This window comes from Streptomyces pactum (assembly GCF_002005225.1).
GTDB classification, from domain to species: domain Bacteria; phylum Actinomycetota; class Actinomycetes; order Streptomycetales; family Streptomycetaceae; genus Streptomyces; species Streptomyces pactum_A.
This window is the reverse complement of record NZ_CP019724.1, coordinates 6,067,857-6,088,621: the sequence shown is the minus strand read 5'-3', so window position 1 is coordinate 6,088,621 and position 20,765 is coordinate 6,067,857. Positions and strand designations below refer to the sequence as shown.

Below are 20,765 nucleotides of genomic sequence, written 5' to 3'. Positions count from 1 at the left end.
AAACTGAGCGAGGGTGGGGCAGGGTGTCAGCGGTGACCGGGCAGAGGGTGCGCTGGGGGATTCTGGCGACCGGCGGGATGGCGGCGACGTTCACGGCGGATCTGGTCGATCTGCCGGACGCCGAGGTCGTGGCGGTGGCGTCGCGGACCGAGGCGTCGGCGAAGGCGTTCGCGGAGCGGTTCGGGATACCGCGCGCGTACGGCGGCTGGGAGACGCTGGCGCGGGACGAGGACATCGACGTGGTGTACGTCGCCACCCCGCACTCGGCGCACCGGACGGCCGCCGGCCTGTGCCTGGAGGCGGGGCGGAACGTGCTGTGCGAGAAGCCGTTCACGCTGAACGTGCGCGAGGCGGAGGAACTGGTCGCGCTGGCCCGGCAGCGCGGCGGCTTCCTGATGGAAGCGATGTGGATGTACTGCAACCCGTTGGTGCGGCGGCTGAAGTCGCTGGTCGACGAGGGTGCGATCGGCGAGGTCCGCAGCGTCCAGGCGGACTTCGGGCTGGCGGGCCCCTTCCCGCCCGCGCACCGTCTGCGCGACCCCGCGCAGGGCGGCGGCGCGCTGCTCGACCTGGGGGTGTACCCGGTGTCGTTCGCCCAGTTGCTACTGGGTGAGCCGTCGGACATCGCGGCGCGAGCGGTGCTCTCCGACGAGGGCGTCGATCTCCAGACGGGTGCCCTGCTCACCTACGAGAGCGGTGCTCTCGCTTCGGTGCACTGCTCCATCACCGGCGGAACACCCAACTCCGCCTCGGTCACCGGCTCCAAGGGCCGTATCGACGTCCCGTACGGCTTCTTCTTCCCGGACCACTTCGTGCTGCACCGGGACGGCCGGGAACCGCGGGAGTTCCGGGCCGACCCGGCCGACGGCCCCCGGGCCAGCCTCAAGCACGAGGCCCGGGAGGTGATGCGCGCGCTGCGCGCCGGTGAGACCGAGTCCCCGCTGGTCCCGCTCGACGGCACCCTCGCGGTGATGCGGACGCTCGACACGGTCCGTGACCGCGTCGGCGTCCGCTACCCCGGCGAGGAGCGTGCGGTCACGCCGGCTTGAGCCCCTGCTCCCCCACCTCCGTCACGAAGGACCCGGCGGTCGTCAGCGGCGCGCCCTGCGTGGTCACGTGGGACACCGTCTTGAAGTCGGCGCGCGCCGACTCCCGGCCCAGTGACACCGTCGTGTAGCCGCGCCGCCCGTTGAAGAACTTCAGGTGCGGGTTGGCGGTCATGAGGGTGTCCCAGTTGGACGGCCTCTCCGAGCCGTCGCGGCCGCTGGTGACGGAGGTGGTGACGATCTCGGTGCCCAGGGTCCGGGAGCCGGGGTCGTCGAAGTCGCGCTTGATGTCGAAGCCGTAGGAGACGTGTACGTCGCCGGTGAGGACCATGAGGTTCTCCACTCCGGCGGCCTGCGCGCCGGCCAGCACCCGCTCGCGTGAGGCGGGGTAGCCGTCCCAGGAGTCCATGGAGACCTTGGACGGCGGGGTGGTGGAGTTGAACCGCTGCGAGAAGGTGACCTGCTGGGGCACCACGTTCCACAGGGCGTCCGACCGGTGCCAGCCGTTGATCAGCCAGCGCTCCTGGGCGTCGCCGGTCAGGGTGCGGCTGGGGTCCTCGGACTCCGGCCCGGGGTACTGCCAGCCGTCGCCGTAGGCCTGGTTGGAGCGGTACTGGCGGGTGTCGAGCACGTCGAACTGGGCCAGCCGGCCCCAGTGCAGGCGGCGGTAGAGCCTCAGGTCGGCGCCGTCGGGCAACTGCGGGCGGCGCAGCGGCATGTTCTCCCAGTAGGCCCGGTAGGCGGCGGCCCGCCGGATCAGGAACTCCTCCGGCGGGACGCTGTTCTCCGGGGTCTGGTCGGCGTAGTTGTTCTCGGTCTCGTGGTCGTCCCAGGTGACGACGAAGGGGTGCGCGGCGTGTGCGGCCCGCAGGTCGGGGTCCGACTTGTACAGGGCGTACCGCAGTCGGTAGTCCTCCAGGGTCACCGTCTCGCGCTTGAAGAGCGAGGGCAGGGTGCCGGCCGGGTAAGCGCGGTGGCCGGCGGCGTCGTCGACGGCGTACTCGTAGAGGTAGTCGCCGAGGTGGAAGACGACGTCCACGTCCTCCTGGGCCAGGTGCCGGTACGCGGTGTAGTAACCCTCGTCGTACTTCTGGCAGGAGACCACGCCGAAGGTGAGGTCGAGGGCCCGGCTGCGCCGCGCGGGGGCGGTGCGGGTGCGCCCGGCCGGGCTGACCCAGCGGCCGGCGCGGAAGCGGTAGTGGTAGACGTGGCCGGGGGCGAGGTGGTCGACCTCGACGTGCACGGTGTGGTGGAACTCGGGGTGGGCGGTGGCCTTGCCCCGTCTGACGACGCGGCGGAACCGTTCGTCGAGGGCCAGTTCCCAGCGCACGTCGACGCGTTCGGCGGGCAGTCCGCCGTCGGCCTGGTACGGGGCGGGGGCCAGCCGCGTCCACAGCAGGACGGAGTCGGACTGCGGGTCGCCGGAGGCGACGCCGAGCGTGAAGGGGTCGTCGGTGAGCCGTGCGGCGTCGAGTTCGGCGGCGCTCGCGGTGCCGGCGGCCGGCAGGTTCACGGAGAAGGCGAGCGCGGCGGCGGCGCCGGTGACGGTCAGGAAGCGACGGCGGCCCAGGTGACGGGCGGCGGCGCGGAGTTCGGGCGCGTGCGAGGACTGGGACCGGGCCTGGTGGTTCGCGGGTGTCATCCGTTCCTCCCCTTGCGGTGGTTGCAAGGGGCATTGGACGGGCCGGGAACGACTCCCTCTTGGCGCGGACATGGCGAGCCCATGTCGGAAGGGTGAGTTCCGCATGATCCGCCACGCGTACGCTGCCGACTCATGAACACCGTGAGAACCGCCGCCGAGGAACAGGTCGGCGCACAGAAAGTGGCCCTCGTCACGGGCGCCGGCTCCGGCATCGGCCGGGCGGTCGCCGTCGAACTGCTGGCGGCCGGCTGGTCGGTGGCACTCGCCGGCCGGCGCGTCGAGACGCTGGAGGAGACGGCCTCCCGGGCCCCCGCGGGCAGCGCGACGACACTCCCCGTCCGTGCCGACGTGTCACGGCCCGAGGACGTCGCGGCCCTGTTCGACGCCGTACGCGACCGCTTCGGGCGGCTGGACCTGCTGTTCAACAACGCCGGGACGTTCGGCCCGGGCGGCGTGCCGGTCGAGGACCTGCCCTACGAGGCGTGGCGGCACGTGGTGGACACCAACCTCAACGGGGCGTTCCTGTGCGCGCAGGCGGCCTACCGGCAGATGAAGGAGCAGAGCCCGCAGGGCGGCCGGATCATCAACAACGGCTCGATCTCGGCCCACACCCCGCGCCCGCACTCGGTGGCCTACACGGCGACCAAGCACGCGCTGACCGGCCTGACCAAGTCACTGTCGCTGGACGGCCGGCCCCACGGCATCGCGGTGGGCCAGATCGACATCGGCAACGCGGCGACCGACATGACGGCCGGCATGCGGACCGGCGCGCTCCAGGCCAACGGGGAGACGGCACCCGAGCCCGTGATGGACGTCGCCGACGTGGCACGCACGGTGCGGCACATGGCGGAGCTGCCGCTGGAGGCGAACGTGCAGTTCGCGACGGTCATGGCGACGGCGATGCCGTATGTGGGACGCGGGTGAGTCCACCGCGTCGGTTCACACGGCCGGAGCGCGCCGATTCACACAACCGGAGTTTTACAGTCCGCGGGATTGCGGCCGGTGAAGGACATATGCTCGACTCTCCTTCACCAGAGCTTCACACTTGGAGCGTTGGCCTTCCGTAACGGTCGTCGCGCTCCGCGGGCCACACCGAGGGGGGGAGGCGGCAGCCGTGCCGCCGCACCGGCCGGGGGTGGATCCCGCGCGGAACCGCGGGATACGCACCGGTGGGCGGAACGGCTGCCGCACAGCTCGCGCGAGCGCGGGTTACGCCTGCCCGGTCTCGAACCGCGCGATCCGCCCGTCCTCGTCCACGGTGAACTCCCACCGCGTGCGCATCTCACCCCAGGTGTCGTTGCTGTAGCGGGCGATGAGGGCGCGACCGCCGTTCGACTCGTTGTCGACCTCCATGTGGCCGTGGGACGAGAAGATCTCCTGGTCGATCCACTGGGTGAGGTTCCGGTCGTTCCCGTCGTCGGCCATGGTGGCGTCCGGGGAGAGCAGCGCGAGGAAGGCGTCGCGGTCGTGGGCGTTGACGGCGGCGACGAAGGCGCGGACGGCCGGGTCGCTGAGTCGCGTGGTCTGAATCGTCATGGCGGCAGCGTCACACCGGCTCCGCGCCCCCGCCACCCGAACGGCGCCCGTGACGGGCCCCTGCGGCGCGGGCGGGCGACGGTGGGGGGTGAGAGCCGCCACCGTCCCCGAGGGAGTCGACGTGAACCGTACTGACCGGCGCGATCTCGGGCTGCTGCTGCTCCGCCTGGGTACCGGCGGCGTCCTGGCCGCGCACGGCGCGCAGAAACTGCTCGGCTGGTTCGGCGGCGGCGGCATCGAGGGCACCGGCCAGGCCATGGAGGCCATGGGCTACGCGCCGGGCCGGACCAGCGCCACCGCGGCCGGCCTCGCGGAGGCGGGCGGCGGAACGCTGCTGGCGCTGGGGCTGGCCACCCCGGCCGCGGGTGCGGCGGCGGCCGGCGCGATGGTGGGCGCCGCGGCGGTGCACGCCCCGAACGGCTTCTTCGCCCAGGCCGGCGGCTACGAGTACGCGGCGTCCCTCGGCCTGACCGCCGCCGGCCTCGCGGTCACCGGCCCCGGCCGCCTCTCGCTGGACCACGTGCTGGGCCACGCGGTCAACCGGAACTGGATGGTCCCGGCCGCCCTGGCGGCGACGGCGGCGGCCACGGCGGTCGTCGTGGGGGCGCGGAACAAGCGGGTACGGAGGGCGGCGGAGGGCGAGCAGGAACCACTGTTCGACTGACACACGCACCGGACGCGGGCGGCCGGGTCCCGGGCTCACCGATCGCGGGCGGCCGGGTCCCGGGCGGACCGGACACGGGCGGACGAGCCCCGAACGCAACGAGCCCCAGACGCACCGGACACAGGCGGACGAGGCCCGGGGGAACCAGTCACGGGCGGCCCTGCCTCCGTGGCAGGCTGCCCCGCATGAGCGACGACCGCGGCGGCACGCCCGCCGGCCTTTGGAACACCATCGACGACCTGTGGAAGTGGCTGGAGGCCGACCAGCCCGTCGGCGGCAGGGAGGGCCTCCTGCTGCGCATGCTGAAGCTGTCCGAGGAGGTCGGCGAGGTGTCCGAGGCGGTGATCGGCGCGACCGGCCAGAACCCGCGCAAGGGCGTCACCCACACGTGGGAGGACGTCGAGGCCGAGCTGTGCGACGTCGTGATCACGGCGCTGGTGGCACTGCGGACGCTGACGCCCGAGGCGCGGGAGGTCTTCGCCCGGCATCTGGCGCGGGTGGCGGAGCGGTCGCTGGGCACGCCGGGGCTGCTTCGTCCGGACTCTGTACGATGCGGTCGCTCGACAGACGGCCGGAGTGACCTCGCGGGCCCGTCATGACCCTGCTCCAGAAAAGACCCAGCGCATGCACCGCCCACCCGCTTCACCCACGCCGCCCCCGTCCCCCGGCCCGTCGGCTCCCGGGGCCCGTTGGTGGCTAACCCCTCCGGCCCGCCTCGGCTTCGTACTCGCCGTGCCCCTGCTCGGCCTGGTCAACCAGTATCTCGGTTTCCTGGCCCTGATCGCCGCGATCGTCGTGATCTGGACGGACAGTCCCTGGCAGAAGGGCGTGAAGGTGGCCGCCACGATCGGGGCCATGGCCCTGCTCGGCGCGGTGCTGCCGGATCCGCCCCAGGACGGGGCGGCGGGCACCGTGGCGGAGGCGGACGGGAAGGGCGCGGCGGACGGACGTGCGGCCGACGCCCTGGCGTCGGCGTCGCCCTCGCCGGGCGGGGACCGGGAGCCGACGCCCCGTCCCCGGCCGAACGCCGTGGACCACCGGGGCATGCGGCTGGACGAGGCGCGGGACCGGGCGGAGGCCGCGGGATTCGGAGTCGACGACCACAACGCGTCCGACGACGACAAGAGCATCTGGATGCGGTCCAACTGGACCGTCTGTTTCCAGCAGACCGGCTGGACGTCGTCCGGAACGAAGACGATCGACTTCGGCGCCGTCCAGACGGGCGCCCCCTGCCCCGAGGCGGACGGCGGGGCCGTCCCGTGGCCGGAGATGCCGGATCTGGTCTGGAAGACCTGGAAGACGGCGCGGAAGGAGGTCGTGGCCCTCGGCGTACCGGAGGACCACCTGTGGGCGGACACCGCGTACCTCAACGACCAACTGCCCGACGAGGGGGAGTACGACGACTGGCGCGTGTGCGCGACCGACCCGGTCGAGGGCGCAGACGTCACCCTCGACATCCGGGTGACCCTCGAACTGACCGACCCGGCCAACGGCTGCCCGGAACCGGACCGGGAGGACGGCGACGAGCCGAGCCTGCCGGACCGGGACGACGACGGCGACCCGGACTACAGCGACCCGTTCCCCGGTGACCGGGACCGCAACAGCACCTTCCCGAACGGCCTGCCGGGCGGCTCGGGCAGCTCCGGAAGCTCGTCCGGCGGAGGCGGCGGGGGCGGGGGCGACTGGAACTGCCCCGGCACCCGTTGGTGCTGACGAGACGCCCGGCCCGGCCGGCCGGCCGGAACGTCGTGCGTGCGCCTTCTTCCGGGGCCGGCCGAAGGAGTCCGTGGCACGGCCGCCGGGACCGCCGTGCCACGAGCTCCAAGGTGCGATCGCGATCGCGGATGCGGACGCGGACGCGGATGTGCCGGTCTCCTGGGTAGGTCAGCCCGCGCTGCAGGCGACCGTGGGCCAGGTCCAGTTGCCGTTCGCCTGGATGGTGGCGCCCCAGTTGCCGCCGCTGCCGTTGGACTTGGCGGTCAGCGTCTGCGCGCTGGGATAGCTCGCGTCGACGTTCCAGGTGGTCATGACCTTGGCCGGGGACGGCACGTTCATCGTCACGGTCCAGTCACTCGCCCCGCTCACCGAGACGTTGAGGTTGTACCGGTCCCCCCACCGCTGCCCGGCCGACAGCGTCGCGGTACACCCGCCACCGCCCCCGCCTCCCCCACCGCTGCCGCCGTCGGGGGCGACCGCTCGGCCGGTCTGCGGCGAGATCATGCCGGAGCACAGGCCCTTGGCCGCCAGGGTCTGCGCGATGCGGGGTACGGCCGCGAGCGTGTTGGCCGGCCAGTCGTGCATGAGGATGACCTGGCCGTCGCCCAGCCGGGAGACGGCCTGCACGATCGCGTCGGTACTGGCGTTGTTCCAGTCCTGCGAGTCGACGTCCCAGATCACCTCGGTCAGCCCGTACCCGGCCGCGACCGACCGCAGCGTGGCGTTGGTCTCGCCGTACGGCGGACGGAACAGCTTGGGCGTACCGCCGCCGGCGCTCGCGATGGCCTGCTGGGTCCGGGAGATCTCCGAGTCCATCTGCGACTGGCTGAGCCGCGTCATGTGCGGGTGGGTGTAGCTGTGGTTGGCCACCCACATTCCGGCGTCGACCTGGGCCCGGACGAGTGCGGGGTTCTGGGCCGCGTACTGGCCCTGGTTGAACATGGTCGCCCGCAGCCCGTTCTGCTTCAGCGCGCCGAGCAGGGCCTGGGTGTTGCCGGAGGGGCCGTCGTCGAAGGTGAGTCCGACGTAGCCGTTGCAGGCGGCGGCCCGCGCCGGGGCGGCGTCGGCGTCGGCGTCGGCGGCGGTGACGGTGCCCGCGGCGGCCAGCGCGGCGACGGCCACCCCGGTGACGAGGGAACGCGGTGACGGGCGTGGTCTGGTGCGCATACGAGTGGGTCCTCCTCTCCTCGTGTCAGGTGTGTCAGCCCGCGCTGCAGGAGACCGAGGGCCAGGTCCAGTTGCCGTTCGCCTGGATGGTGGCGCCCCAGTTGTTGCCGCTGCCGTTGGACTTGGCCGTCAGCGTCTGCGCGCTCGGGTAACTGGCGTTGATGTTCCAGGTGGACAGGACCTTCGCCGGGGACGGCACGTTCATCGTCACGGTCCAGTCGCTCGCCCCGCTCACCGAGACGTTGAGGTTGTACCGGTCGTCCCACCTCTGCCCGGCGGACAGCGTGGCGGTGCAGCCACCGCCACCACCGCCGCCACCACCGCCACCGCCGCCACCGCCACCGCCGGTACCGCCGACGGTGATGTTGGAGCTGCCGCTGCTCTGGTAGCCCTCGGTGGCCATGATCATGTAGTAGCTGAAGTTGCCCAGCGGCATTCCGGCCCGTGCCCACGCGTCGAAGTGGTTGCCGGTGGTGATGGTGCCACCGGTCCGCTTGGACTGCCGCACGCTCCAGTACTGGTCGAAGGTGCGGGTGCCCTCGACGGAGGGCGCGTTGTAGCGGGTCGTCTTGTAGATGTCGTAGGTGCCGCCGTCGGTGGTCACGGTGCCCTTGTACTCACCGGTCGGCCGGTAGGTGCCCCAGTTGTCGACGATGTAGTACTCGACGAGCGGGTTCGACGTCCACCCGTAGAGGGTCAGGTACGCGTTGCCGGACGGGTTGAAGGTGCCCGAGTACTGCACGGTCCGGCGCCCGCCGTTGCTCCAGCCCTTGCCCGCGACGAAGTTGCCGGTGTTGCGCCACGAGGTGCTGTACTGGCCGCCCGACCCCATGTCCATGGAGACGGTGCCCTGGCTGTCGGTCCAGAACGAGTAGTAGTAGCCGTTGTTGGTGCCCTCCTGGTTGGTCGTGACGACCGTGCCGGCGTGGGCGCTGCCCGGCAGCATCAGCGCGGCCAGGGCGGCCAGCGCGAAGGCCCACGCACTCCTGACGAGCAGTGTCACGGGACCGCTTCTGCGGCGCCCCGGTTGGACGAGCACGTTCATGGCGGGTGCTTCCTCTCGTGGGGGTGACAACGGCAGCAGTGTTGATCTGCACCCGTCAAGCGTCAATAGTTTCGGTAAATGTTTCGAAAGCTTCGCTCGCCCTTCAGCGGCGCTGATCCAACGTATTGCCAGCCCAGGCCACCACATGGCATCACGCGTCCACTGAAGAAAATTGCCTGCGACGAACCGCCCGGAAAGCACGGGACAACTCATCGAATGTTTCGAAAGCCGGGGCCTATGGACAGCGACGGACCGGACCTCACATCCTCGGGGTGGCAGAGCACCAGAGAGCCGCACACCGTTTCCCGCACCGGAAGGTGGCGCCCGTGAAGTTCAGCTACGCCATGCTCCCCGACTACCCCCTGACCGAGTCCCTGGCGTCCATCGAGCTCGCCGACGAACTCGGCTTCCACGCCTGCTACGCCGCCGACGAGACCTGGCACAAGGACCTGTGGCTCCTCTTCGCCGCGGCCGCCGGCCGCACCAGCCGCATCCGGCTCGGCCCGAGCGTCTCCCCGGTGACGCTGCGCGAACCGACCCTGATCGCCCAGGCCCGGGCGCGATCACGTTCACCTTCGCCCGCCCCGTCAGGACCGGCTGCCGCTGAAGCTCGGCGCGCTGCGCGGGCCGAAGTCCTTCGAGGCGGCCGGTGAGCTGTCGGACGGCTGCCACCACGCCCTGAGCTACACCCGCGAGGCCTACGACTACGCCGTGCGGCACATCCGGCGCGGTGTCACCGCGGTCAGGCGGCCGCCGATCCGGAGGACCCGGACGGCGGTCCCTCCTGCCTGAGCAGGTCCGTGGCACGGTGAGCGGTTCGGTCCGCGTCGGGCGGGAGGAAACGGCTGGCCCGGCCGCTCCAGGTCACGACGAGTTCGTCGCGGGCGCGGGTGGCGGCGACGAACACCAGGGAGCGGGCGCGCTGCTCCTCCTGACGGTAGCGGTCCGGGTCGGCGTCCCGGTACTGCTCGATGCGCTGGTGGGGCACCTGCCCCTCGCCGACCGACGTCAGGAAGACGCGCTGGAACTCCAGGCCCTTGAAACGGTGCATCGTACCGATGCGCACCGCGTCCGCGTCCGACCGCACCCCGTCCCTGCCGAGTTCCACGACCGGCAGATCGAACTCTCTCAGGAGAACGTTGGCGAACTCCTGCGCCGCGCCTGCGTCCGGAACACTGACGGCCATCGCCGAGTACGCCGTGCCGTGCAGTTCGCGGCGTTCCTTGATGAGAGTCGCCACGGCCCTCATCTCGGTCAGCCGGTCGGGGGCACGCCAGAACTGGGGGGTGAGTCCGGTCAGCACCGACCGGTAGCCGTCGAGGGTGTCGGTCCCGGTGTCGAGGTCGTCGAAGGGGGCGCCCCGGATCAGTCGGTTGGCGCTGCCGAGGATCTGGCGGGTGGTGCGGTAGTTGAGGGTGAGGCGGCGGGACGCCCGGCCGCGGATCTCGATGCCCTGGTGGCTGAGCACCACTCGGCTGCCGTAGATGCGCTGGTGGGCGTCTCCGGCGAGGAAGAGGTCGTTCGGTCCTCTGCGGACCATCGCGCGCAGCATGCGCCAGTGTGAGGCGGACAGGTCCTGCGCCTCGTCGACCACGATGTGCTGATAGCGGGGCCTGAGCCACATGCCGCTGCCCGCCTCCCGGTGGACGAGGTCGCGCCCCTGCTGCTCCTCCTCCTTGTAGCGGGCCTGCTCCTCGGTACGGGCCATGCGGTGCTGTTCGAGTTCGGCCGCCCGGTCGGCGATGAGCGCGTACGTCGTCCGTCGCGGCGCGACGTCCAGATGGGCCTTGTACGCCTGCACGAGTTGCCACACGTCGTGACGCTGGGCGGTGCTGATGCGCGGGCGGCCCGAGCGGCCGACGCGTCGGTAGGTGTCCCAGGCGCCGCACCGGTTCGCGAGGACGACGTGCTTGAACTCGGCGTCCAGGAAGTCGGCGTCGTACGCGAGCAGGCCGGTCTCGACGCGCACGGTGTGCCACAGGTTCATGGCCGCGTCGTCGTCGAGTGGCCGGCCCAGCTCTCGCCGGGACTCCTGGACGATCTCCAGGGCGAGTGCGTCGACGGACTTGACGTCGACCCGGCGCAGGAGTCCGTCGCCGCCCAGTTGACGCAGGCGCTGCTCGAGTTCCCGGGCGAGGTTGGTGTTGTACGTGGTGAGCAGCACGGCACGGGAGTGGCCGGGCGGCAGCCGGTCGACGAGATGGCGTACCCGGTGCAGCGCGACGACCGTCTTGCCGGTGCCGGGGCCCCCGGTCACCTTCGCCGAGCCCTTGAAGTCGCCGGTGGCCAAGCGGTGCTGCTCGGGGTGGAGGAACAGGCGCCAGGCGTCGAAACTGCGGCCCAGCGCGCCGAGGACGGCGTCGTCGTCGGTTTCCGCCTGGGAGACCGCGCGCCGGGCCGCCCGGGCCCAGTCGCGGGGGTCGACCTGCTCGTCGGCGCGCCACTTGTCGGTGATGTGGCGTCGTACCTCCTCCGGGTCCGCGCGGTCGCGCAGGGCCAGGAGAACGTCGCGGGTGAGTTCCGGGAGGTTGTGGGTGAGGAGCTTCTCGAACTGCTCCTGTGAGGTGACCTCGCGGAGGGTCGGCAGCAGGGAGGGTACGACGCCGAGGTCGAGGAGGGTCCGGTCGTCGTACCGGGCGAAGAGGGGGGTGGCCCGGTCCCGCAGGGAGACCACGGTGGCGTCGGCCTCGCTCTGGTCGACGACTTCCACGGCACCCGAGACCGGGTTGATCTCCACGGTGAGGCGGGCGAGTTCGTCGCGTGCCCGTGGTCCGTCGCGGACGGCGAGGACGCGCATCTCGTCCCCGCCGTCGGTCGACAGGAGCAGGACCATGCAGCGGGCGTCGGGGTGGGCGAGATACAGGTCGCCGTTGTCGCCCGCCTCGCGGAGCGGGGACAGGCGCAGGGCCCGGTTGGTGCGGTCGGCGCGCAGCCGGTGGACGAAGTCCCCCACCGCGTCCGCCACGGCCCCGTCCCGGCGTTCCAGGTCGCCGTGGGCCTGGCGGCCCACCTGCACCCGCGTCCTGACCCGGTTCCCCGGTCGTCCCGCCCCGTAGCTCATCGTGCGACCCCCTCCTCGCCCAGCAACCGGGCGAGTTCCTCCACGTCCCAGTCGTCCGGCGCGCGCACCTGCCAGCCGGCCGACGCGCACTGCGCCATGTACTGCGCGTCCTCGGCGTCCTCGGCCAGGACGATTCCGATCCTAGGCCCGGGCCAGGCGAGTTCGACCGTCCGGGAGACGCCGTCGACGTCCCAGGTCGCCCTGCCCGCCGGGACGTTCCCGCGAGCGGCCAGGCGTGCGGCGAGCCCGGCGACGTCCGGGTCGCCCCACTTCGTCAGTTCGCCGAGGGTCAGTTCCCAGGCCGTTCGTTCCAGGGGGGTCATGTCGTCCACCGGGTCCGGGGCGCCGGCGACCGCCGCGCGTCGGGGCCGTCCGTCCGGTCCGGCTTCCCCAAGCGGTCCGGCTTCCCCGTCCGGTCCGGCTTCCCCGTCCGGCCGGGCCTCGTGGTCGTCGGCGAGAACCAGCCCGGTCCCGGGGGTGTCGTCGCGCAGTGCGGGAAGCAGTCCGCCGGCGGGCCCGGCCGCGGCGGCGAGCAGTGCGGCGTCGAAGGTGTCGAGCGTGGTGCGGGCGAGGGCGAGTCCGTCGGCCGTGCCCTCGCCCGTGGGGTCGAGGAACTGGATGATGTTGCCCCAGCACAGCCAGGCCTTCCAGCGGCGCCGGTGGTCGTCCCGGTCGCCCTCGACGGCGTCCGGGCGGTCGTCGAGGACGGCGAGCGCGCTCCACCGCATTCCCCTGCCGTCGGCGCGCCGGGCCCCGGCGACGACGAGGGGCAGTCCCGAGCCGTCCTGGAAGGGCAGCAGTTTGAGCCCCTGCCCCGAGACGGCCGGTGCGGGCTCGCCGCGTACCGCGGCGTTGATCCAGCCGACGGCGGCGTGGGGGTCCGCGTCGACGAGTTCCGATCTCCGCAGGGAGGCCGGCGCGCTGACGGCGAGCTGGGCGAGCTGCTGCCACCGGTTCGGCCGCGGGTCGCGCAGGAACCCGAGGAGCGAGGGGATGGCTCCGGTGAACAGCAGCCTGTCCACTTCGGAGGGGTCGCGCCGGGCCTTGCGCCACTGTTCGCGCACCAGGGCACCGGGGCCCGCCGCGGACGTCACGTCGTACGGCGGCCAGGCCGCGTCGGCCGCGCGGCCCGCGATGACGGCGTCGAGCGGGTCGGCCGGGGCGTCGGGGTCCCGGCCGGGTTCGCCCTTGAGGGCGCGGTCCCAGGCCGCCACGTCGTCCCAGGTGATCTGCCAGACGAGTATCCCGTCGGCGCGCAGCCGGGCGCGCTTGGCCGCGTCGGCGGCGATGCGGTTGGTCCGGGAGGAGGCGTGCCAGCGGTAGCCGTCCAGGTATACGGCGATCGGCAGGGGCGGCGCCCCGTCACCGGCGGTGTCTCCGGCCACGGGCCGGAACAGCAGGTCCGGGCGGGTGCGGTAGCCGTGCAGGTCCTTCTGGGCGACGACCTCCCAGTGGACCGGACCGCCGCCCGGCCGCGTGAGGGTGAACTGCTTGCCGTTCCCGCCGGTGGGGGTGGTGGCGTGGTCCGCCGCGTCAGCGTTGCCCGGGATCTCCAGCCAGCGGTCGAGGCATTCGATGAACCGGCGCTCCAGGTCGCTCTCCGCCTGGTCGGCGAAGCGGAGGCCGGCGTCGGCGGCGTCCTTGCGCACGTCCCATCCGCTGCTCCCGTCGGAGCCCAGCAGGCTGTCCAGCATCCACAGGGCCTCTTGCCGGTCGAGGTCCTTGTAGTCCCGCTCCGGGGCGTATCCGAGCAGGCACCGGTGGCAGGCCCGGCGGGAGGTCGTCCCGCAGGGGCACTTCCGCAGTTCCTCCTGGGCGGCGGCGAGTACGGCCCGGAACTCCTCGCCCTCGCGGTCGACGAGGCGTTGCAGGTAGCCGGTGCCGCCGGGCAGCGCGTCGTACAGGACGAGGTAGTTGCGGGTGAGGTCGGTCTCCCGGTCGGGCTCGGTGGCGGGGGCCGAGCGGATGTGGGCGGGGTCGCCGCCGTAGCGCTGGGCCAGGCCGAGGTGGAGGGCGGCGGAGAAGGAGGCGAGACGCTCGGGGACGTTCAGCGTGGCGGCCGGCAGCAGGATGCGCAGGGCCTCCGTGCGGTGCTCGGTGGCGGTGATGACCTGCACGTCCTCCGGCCTGGCCTGCTTGTCGCGGCGCCTGGTGGGGCACCACGGCCGGTGGTGTGCCAGCTCGACCCGGCCGAGCAGGGACTGGCTGAGCGTGTCCTGGGCGGGTCCGTGGCCGGGCTCGCGGTCGGTGGCGCCGCCGCAGCGCGGGCAGACCGTGAATCCGGTGATGGCCACCTCGGCGCCGGCGAAGAGGGTGTCGTTGCGCCTGCCGTGGCGGCTCTTGCCGAGGTTGAAGCGGCGGATGACCGCCTCGCGGACGTGGTCCACGCCGAAGGTGGTCTTCTGGTGCCGCCAGGTCTGCTTGATGTCGGCGGGGTCGATGTCGACGGCGGTGACGGTCGTGTACGGGGTCCGGGTGCGGCTGTCGCGGTCGTCGACGATGCGCGCGTCGTCCCGCTTGTCGTGGGCGGTGACCTTGCGGGGGACGACCACCCGGTGCAGGGCGCCTCGCCCGCCGATGCCCGGACCGCCGCAGCGGGGGCAGGGCGAGGTGTCCTGTTCGGCGTGCTCGCCGCCCCGGACGTGGCCGCACTCCTTGCACACGCGCCACGTCCTCAGCCCGACGGGCAGGCCGTCGGTGGAGTCCTGCGGGGTCGGGCCGAGGTCGAAGCCGTCGACGACGTGCCGGTAGCCGCGCACGTAGTAGGCGTTGCCGGGGGCGAGTTCGGTGAGGGCGGCCTCGGCGGGCCGGTCGTACGTGCGCGGCTCGTTGCTCCAGCGCGCCTTGGCGGGCTCGGCCTTGTCCGTGGACGCCGACGACCGCGCCCTGCGCGCCGGCTCCTTGTAGCTGAGCTGGGCCTCCAGGCGCACACCGTCCTCGACGAGGCTGTAGTTGGGCAGCAGGCCGTGTTCGACGAGGAACCCCTGCGCGTCGGCCTGCCCCATCCCCTGGAGGATCTTCGAGACGCCCGCCGCCTCGCGGACCAGGTTGCGCTTCTCGCGTGCCTCGTCCTCCACGGCCTCCTGGAGTGAGTCGGCCGCGTCGTTGATCAGGGCGCGGCGCCTGACGAGTTCGGCGCGTTCGTCGTCCCAGGCGCGCTTGGCGCGGTTCAGCTCGTCGGCCAGTTGGTGTTCGGCGTAGCGCCGCAGTGTCTTGCGGGCGTCGCGGGAGACGCCGGAGCCGGGGACCTGGTCGATCTCGGGGAACAGGCGCAGGAACTCGTCGGCGAGGTCCGTGCGCCCCGCCACCGCCTTGTGGAAGTGGGTCAGCCAGCCGGTGCGGCCGACGAGCTGGGTCACCCGGTCCGGCAGCGGCGGCACCCCCTCCAGGCCGCCGCGGGCCGCCCGGTCGATCAGGTACGCGGTGTACTGGCGGCACAGCAGCTCGCCGGCGGAGAGGAAGCACCCGGGCGGGAGGATGGGGCCGGCGATGAGGTTCTCGGGTTCGGCGAGGTGGTACAGCGCGCGGGGGCTGGTGTCGGCCAGGGTCACCATGAACGCGTTGCCGGTGGCGCGGCCCGCCCGGCCGACGCGCTGGACGTAGCCGGCGGTGGACGGCGGCAGGGAGGCCAGGACGACCGCCTCCAACTGGCCGATGTCGATGCCGAGTTCGAGCGTCGGCGTGCACGACAGGACGTTGGGGTCGGTGTGCCGCAGGCCGAGCCGGAAACCCTTCTCCACCTCCTCGCGCTCCTTGCGCGTGAGGACACCGGTGTGCTCGGCCGCGACCACGCTGTACGGGTCGGCCTCCCGGTACAGGCGCCGGTAGTAGTCGGAGCGGTAGTCGCGGGCCGCCCGGCCGCCCGCCTGGCCGGAGGGCCGGGTGAGCGAGCCCTCGCAGCGTTTGAGCGGGCAGCGGGTGCCGTGCCAGACCGCGGCCCGCCGCGGCGGCACGGTCTGCGTCCAGCCGCACTCGGGGCAGGTGAGGGCGGCGAGCCCGGTCTGCTCGTCGTCCAGGGGGTGTACCCGGATGTGCCCGGGGGTCAGTCCGTACACGCCGTGTGCCTGCTGCTTGTCGGCCGGGGTGGTGCGGCGGCGGGCGAGGGCGCCGATGCGGTCGTCGGCGAGTGCGGCGAAGAGGTCCGCCAGGTAGGCGCCCGCCGTCTCCCGGTCCAGGTCGAGGCAGCGCTGGGTGAAGTCGACGTACCAACTGTCCCGGGTGTCCACCCGCTCGAACTCGGTGCGTCCGCCGCGGGCGCCGACGAGGACGAAGGCGGGGGCTTCGGAGTTGCTGCCGAACAGCGGCATGCCGGGCTCGCGGCCGTTGGAGACGAAGTGCCGGCTGCGGCCCTCGTCGTCGATGAACTTGTCCAGCCACCTGTGGTGGATGCCGCCGATCTGGCGGACGTGTTCGAGGAGTCCGCGCACATAGCCCTCGAAGTAGCGCGGGCGCTCCGGGCTCCCCTCGGCCGGAACGACGGCCCGGGGTCCTCCGGTCCCGTCGGCGCCGTCCGCCCGCGCCGGAGCCTCGTCCACCGGCACGGCCCCGGGCACGGCCACGGGCAGGAGCTTTTCCAGGTGGACCCGGTAGAGGGATTCCGCCGCGTCGGCCGCCGCCCGCGGGTCGGGCAGGTGGACCTCGGCGGCGACGGTGCGGGTGAGTTCCAGGGTGCGGCCCAGCCGGGAGTGGAGGCCGAACTCCAGCAGGGTGTTGAAGGCGAGGCGCTCGCCGACCAGCTCCCAGGTGGACTCCGGGATGCGCTTCTTGCCCGCCAGCAGGCGCTTGACGCGGTCCACGTCGTGCAGGTCGGGCGGTACGACGGAGGCGAGGAGCCGTTGTTCCGGGACGGCGGCCCGGCTGATCAGGGAGGAGATCAGCTCGTTCAGCGGGACGCCGTCGGCGGCGAACTCCGGTCCGCCTCGGACGCGTTCGGTGAGCTGCTCGTGGACGAGGGAGCGCAGCGAGAACTTCCAGGAGCGGCTGGCGACGAATCCCGCGCGGTGGGCCGCGTCCTGCACGGAGTCGTTGAAGATCAGCGTCTTGCGCCGGTCGCGCTTGTGCTCGTCCTCGCTCGGCAGCTCGCCGCCCGTGAACAACTGGGTGACGACGACGGAGGCCAGCGGGGCGACACCGGCGCCGAGGTAGCGGATGCCCTGGGCCTGGCCGCAGGCAGGGCAGCGGTCCTGCTTGGCGTGGTCGGCCTGTTCCTGGTTGTCGAACCAGGTCCACACGTACACGCCGTTCTCGGGCGCCGGGGCGGTCCGGCCGTCGTCGAGCGCGACCTCGTCCGGGTCGAGTCTGCGCAGCGCCTTGCCGTTGTCCTCCAGGATCAGCAGGGTCGCGTCGTGCGCCGCGCCCCGGCGGGCGCGCCGGGCCGCACGGCTGGCCCGCACGGCGCGGGCCTGCTCGGCCGCCTCCGCCGGGGTGGCGGCGATCATCGCCCGCACCCGGCCCTTGGCGGCGCCGCCGGTCACGCTGGCGCGGTAGATCTCGTCCGGCGCGTGCACGAGGTTCTGCGGGTTGCGGTCGGGGCAGATCGCGGCCCAGCCGGAGCGTCCGCAGTGCCGGCAGTAGGCGGCGGGGAGCCGTCCGGAGCGCTGGACGTGCCGTCGCCGCTCCGTCTGCGCGGCGACGGCCGGTGCCCGCCGCCCGGCGTCCGCGCCGCGCCCCCGACCGGCCCCGGCGGCGGCTTCGGCGCCGGACGTCGTCCCGGCGCCGCCGAGGGCGGCCTGGTCGGCGTCCGACCAGGAGAACACCGGCTGGGGTGCCACGAACCGCAGCACGCGCGACAGCGACCGCAGCCACAGATGGGTCTCCACGAGGAGCAGGGGCCGCTCCTTGTCCGCGGGCGCCTCGGGGTCGCGGGCCACCGAGATGAGCGCCACGAAGCGCGCCAGGGCGGCGGCCGCCTGCTCCGGTTCCCGGACGGCCGCGGCCCGCCACGCCGACGTGGCCGGGAACGCCTCCAGGATTCCGGTGGGTGTGAGGGGCTCGTCCTTCGCGGCCAGCAGCGCGTGCGTGAGGGGGTGGGCCAGCAGCCGCCTGCCCAGTTCGCGCGGATCGGCGGTGTCGCAGCCCACGGTCGCCCGCGCCACGGCGTCCAGGCCACCGGCCGTCCGCGCCGGATCGGGCAGGCCGGCCAGCTCGGCCGGTGACGGCAGGGGCAGCGAGTGGTCGACGGGTGACAGGAACTCCTCGGCGTCCCGCCGGTCCTCCCCCACCACCGCGTCGTCCGGGAACCGGGTGCCGAAGACCTGGGAGGCCACGTGCAGCATGGCCGCGGGTCCGCCCGCCGCGCCGCCGGACCCGAGGGTCGCGGAGGTCGCCACCGGGCAGACGGAACCGAGCGGCCGCCCCTCCTCGCCGGCTCCGGCCACGGCCGCGAGCCGCCGCAGCAGCATCGCCACGTCGGTGCCCTGCGCGCCGTCGTACGTGTGGAACTCGTCGATCACCACGTACGCCAGGTCGGCGTCCCGCCACAGGGAGGCGTCCTGCTGCCGCTGGAGCAGCAGGTCCAGCATCTTGTAGTTGGTGATCAGGATGTCCGGCGGATTGCGGCGGATCTCCGCGCGGTCCACCATGACCCGCTTGTACGGCGCGGTTCCGCGCGACGACGCCTGGCCGATGTACAGCCCGGCCGTCACCTCCCCGAGCCGGCCGTCCTCCAGGTGGTCGCCGAGCCGGTCCGCCTGGTCGCCCGCGAGGGCGTTCATCGGGTACAGCAGTACGGCCTTGATGCCCGTCTTACCGGCTTCCCTCTCCCGACGGCAGTGGTCGAGTACGGGGATCAGGAAGGACTCCGTCTTCCCGGAGCCGGTGCCGGTCGTCACCAGCGTGGGCCGGGGCCGGTGCCCGTCCTTGCTGGTCAGCCGTGCGAACGCCTCGGCCTGGTGCGCGTACGGGGGCGGGAAGTTGGCCGGGTACCAGTCCAGGTGGCGCTGCCAGCCGTCCGCCGCCGTCCGGAAGGGACGCCTGATCCGCAGATACGGGCCCCGGAAGAGCCCGTCGGCCGGGTCGGTGAGGAAGTCCTCCAGCGCGTCCTGGGTGTCGGGTTCGGCCAGCGCGAAGGTCGTCGTCAGGTACTCGACCGTGGTGTCGCGCAGTGTCTGCGCGGCGAGTGTGGGTCTCATGACGCGCTGCCGCCCCCGTGTGCCGTGATCCGTCCCGCGAGCCGACCGCCGCGGACGGCACGAAACGGCCGCCGGGGCGATCGGAATCGATCACGTTCCACTCTACGGGTGAGGTCCGACAGCCCCGCCGGGTTCGGGGGAATCAGGGCCCGAGGTCGATGAGGCGTACGGGCTGCCCCCTCCACGATTCGGGCTCGGTGGTGGCGATCACCGCGCCGCTGGGCCGCTCGGCCGTCGGCTCGGCGGCGTACCGGGTGTGGGCCGTGGCCCAGGAGGCCTCGCGGGCCACGGCGAGCACGGCGGACAGGTCCAGTTCCAGCACGGTGATTCCGGGGAGCGCGGCGAGATGCTCCGCGGTGCCGGGCCGGATCCGGTCCGCCGCGACCAGGGCGCAGGCCGGGGCGTAGAGGAACCAGCCCGCCTCGGCCTGGGCCCGGTGGATCAGCCGGGAGGCGAGCACGTCGCCCTTGCCGGCCGCGACCATCGCGGTGTCGTCCAGGACGATGTGCAGAGGTTCCGTCGTCACCTGGCGCCCGCCTCGCCCAGTCGCCGGTCGAGTTCCGCGTCGAGAGCCGCCTGTTCGCTCGCGCTCGGGTCGTAGCCGTTCCACTCCCGCAGGGCGACGCGGGTCCGTTCGGCCCGCTCCGCCCGCTCCTCGGGGGTGAGCAGCGTCTCGGCGAGGTGGGAGAGGTACCCCCGCAACGACATGCCCTCGGAGGAGGCTATCCGGGCGAGCCTGTCGCGGGCCTCGGCGGGGATGCGGACGTTGGCGTCGGACACGGTGCCTCCTCGTTCTGGGCCGCCAGAGCACGGGTACGGGTACGTACCCGTCCACTGCGGTCCGGCCTGCCGTGCGACGGGAGACCCACGATCACCCTCCCCCGTCGCACGGGGGCGGCGGGCGACCAGGTCTTCTCCTGCGAGGCCCGCGGGCGAGCCTCCCGCGACACCCGGAGCACTCATGTCACGCATGCGGCAGATGTGCATGAGGCTCGGCCTGGACCTCGTACTCCGCCCAGACCGTCTTGCCCGGCCCGTCGGGGCGGGGGTGCCAGTCCCAGCGGGTGGCGAGGCCGGCGACCAGGAGGAGGCCCCGGCCCGACTCGGCCACTTCCGGGGCGGGGGCGATGGCTCCCGGCCGGGGTGGGACGCGCTCGCCCCGGGTGTCCGTGACTTCCGCACGGGCGGTCGTGGAGCGGGCGTCGGCGTGCAGGTGGAGGCGGAGGTGGAAGTCCCGGCCGGGGACGTGGCCGTGCACGACGGCGTTCGCGGTCAGCTCGGCGACGATCAGCACGATCGCGTCGTGGGCGTCGGTGCCGTACGGGATCCCCCAGGAGTCCAGGCGGACGGCTGCCAGGCGGCGGGCGAGGCGGGCGCCGCGCGGCGTGGAGGTGAAGCGCATCTCGAAGGTGCGCTGCGCCGTCGCCGCCGCCGATGCGCCCGGGTTGTCGGTCAGGTGGTGTCTGAGGGCGATGAGTTGAGTGGGGTCGGGGGTGCCGGTGGCGCCGGTGGGCTTGCTCGTCATACCCACCAAGGTTCACGTCGGTTGCTTAGCGTGACCAGTGGTGACGCACCGACGCGGGCCGCTGTACGCGCGGCGCCTCTCCGGGTACGAGGCGCGTGGCGTGACGGCGGGGCAGGGCGGACAACCTGCCCGGCGCGGCACCACATCGCTCGCCTTGCAAGGGTGATAGTCGGCGATGCTGTCACGGACAAGGGCCCGGCAACCGGGGATGTGCGGCACGTGGCTGGTTTCCT

The 20,765-nt window shown here is 73.0% G+C and carries 14 protein-coding genes and 1 pseudogene; 6 read left to right on the top strand and 9 right to left on the bottom strand.

Annotation, left to right across the window (positions count from 1 at the left end; translation table 11 throughout):
• Positions 1 to 32 precede the first annotated feature (32 nt).
• On the top strand, positions 33 to 1,049 hold the full coding sequence (locus B1H29_RS26005) for a Gfo/Idh/MocA family protein (protein WP_055416634.1): 1,017 nt from the start codon (positions 33 to 35) through the stop codon (positions 1,047 to 1,049).
• Here B1H29_RS26005 and B1H29_RS26000 read toward each other — a convergent pair.
• Entirely contained in the window at positions 1,036 to 2,688 is a 1,653-nt protein-coding gene (locus B1H29_RS26000) for an alkaline phosphatase D family protein (protein WP_055416635.1), read from the bottom strand. The two genes, B1H29_RS26005 and B1H29_RS26000, sit on opposite strands and share 14 nt — an antisense overlap.
• A 132-nt stretch (positions 2,689 to 2,820) precedes the next feature.
• Between B1H29_RS26000 and B1H29_RS25995 the strand changes: the two genes are divergently transcribed.
• A complete protein-coding gene (locus tag B1H29_RS25995; protein ID WP_055416636.1) occupies positions 2,821 to 3,612 on the top strand; it encodes an SDR family oxidoreductase in 792 nt (263 codons plus the stop codon).
• 285 nt (positions 3,613 to 3,897) lie between these two features.
• On the opposite strand, the gene B1H29_RS25990 is transcribed toward B1H29_RS25995, so the two are convergent.
• Positions 3,898 to 4,224: a nuclear transport factor 2 family protein gene (locus tag B1H29_RS25990; protein ID WP_055416637.1), complete on the bottom strand. Its 327-nt coding sequence runs from the start codon at positions 4,222 to 4,224 to the stop codon at positions 3,898 to 3,900.
• A 121-nt stretch (positions 4,225 to 4,345) separates the two neighbouring features.
• On the opposite strand from B1H29_RS25990, the gene B1H29_RS25985 reads away from it, so the two are divergent.
• From B1H29_RS25985 to B1H29_RS25975, 3 genes are all read left to right on the top strand, one after another.
• Positions 4,346 to 4,888: a DoxX family protein gene (locus tag B1H29_RS25985; RefSeq protein ID WP_055416638.1), complete on the top strand. Its 543-nt coding sequence runs from the start codon at positions 4,346 to 4,348 to the stop codon at positions 4,886 to 4,888.
• A 185-nt stretch (positions 4,889 to 5,073) separates the two neighbouring features.
• Positions 5,074 to 5,487 (top strand): MazG-like family protein, encoded by a 414-nt coding sequence (locus B1H29_RS25980; protein ID WP_055416639.1) that lies wholly within the window; start codon positions 5,074 to 5,076, stop codon positions 5,485 to 5,487.
• 133 nt (positions 5,488 to 5,620) lie between these two features.
• The gene (locus B1H29_RS25975; RefSeq protein WP_055416640.1) at positions 5,621 to 6,601 is read left to right on the top strand and encodes a hypothetical protein; all 981 of its coding nucleotides are present in this window, start codon (positions 5,621 to 5,623) and stop codon (positions 6,599 to 6,601) included.
• 171 nt (positions 6,602 to 6,772) lie between these two features.
• On the opposite strand, the gene B1H29_RS25970 is transcribed toward B1H29_RS25975, so the two are convergent.
• Together B1H29_RS25970 and B1H29_RS25965 are read right to left on the bottom strand one after the other, a co-directional pair.
• Positions 6,773 to 7,771 (bottom strand): polysaccharide deacetylase family protein, encoded by a 999-nt coding sequence (locus B1H29_RS25970; RefSeq protein ID WP_055416641.1) that lies wholly within the window; start codon positions 7,769 to 7,771, stop codon positions 6,773 to 6,775.
• Between the two features lie 34 nt (positions 7,772 to 7,805).
• On the bottom strand, positions 7,806 to 8,816 hold the full coding sequence (locus B1H29_RS25965) for a glycoside hydrolase family 11 protein (protein ID WP_055416642.1): 1,011 nt from the start codon (positions 8,814 to 8,816) through the stop codon (positions 7,806 to 7,808).
• Between the two features lie 326 nt (positions 8,817 to 9,142).
• On the opposite strand from B1H29_RS25965, the pseudogene B1H29_RS25960 reads away from it, so the two are divergent.
• Positions 9,143 to 9,548: pseudogene (locus B1H29_RS25960) on the top strand (LLM class flavin-dependent oxidoreductase); the annotation flags it as partial.
• A 10-nt stretch (positions 9,549 to 9,558) separates the two neighbouring features.
• On the opposite strand, the gene B1H29_RS25955 reads toward B1H29_RS25960, so the two are convergent.
• The 5 genes from B1H29_RS25955 to B1H29_RS25935 form a co-directional block, all read right to left on the bottom strand.
• Positions 9,559 to 11,877 (bottom strand): UvrD-helicase domain-containing protein, encoded by a 2,319-nt coding sequence (locus B1H29_RS25955; RefSeq protein WP_079160467.1) that lies wholly within the window; start codon positions 11,875 to 11,877, stop codon positions 9,559 to 9,561.
• On the bottom strand, positions 11,874 to 19,007 hold the full coding sequence (locus tag B1H29_RS25950) for a DEAD/DEAH box helicase (RefSeq protein ID WP_063787475.1): 7,134 nt from the start codon (positions 19,005 to 19,007) through the stop codon (positions 11,874 to 11,876). The genes B1H29_RS25955 and B1H29_RS25950 overlap by 4 nt, the downstream gene beginning before the upstream one ends.
• A gap of 142 nt (positions 19,008 to 19,149) precedes the next feature.
• A complete protein-coding gene (locus tag B1H29_RS25945) occupies positions 19,150 to 19,518 on the bottom strand; it encodes a hypothetical protein (protein WP_055417706.1) in 369 nt (122 codons plus the stop codon).
• A gap of 11 nt (positions 19,519 to 19,529) precedes the next feature.
• A complete protein-coding gene (locus B1H29_RS25940) occupies positions 19,530 to 19,787 on the bottom strand; it encodes a hypothetical protein (protein WP_055416645.1) in 258 nt (85 codons plus the stop codon).
• 184 nt (positions 19,788 to 19,971) lie between these two features.
• Positions 19,972 to 20,532 (bottom strand): ATP-binding protein, encoded by a 561-nt coding sequence (locus B1H29_RS25935; RefSeq protein WP_079160466.1) that lies wholly within the window; start codon positions 20,530 to 20,532, stop codon positions 19,972 to 19,974.
• Positions 20,533 to 20,765 lie beyond the last annotated feature (233 nt).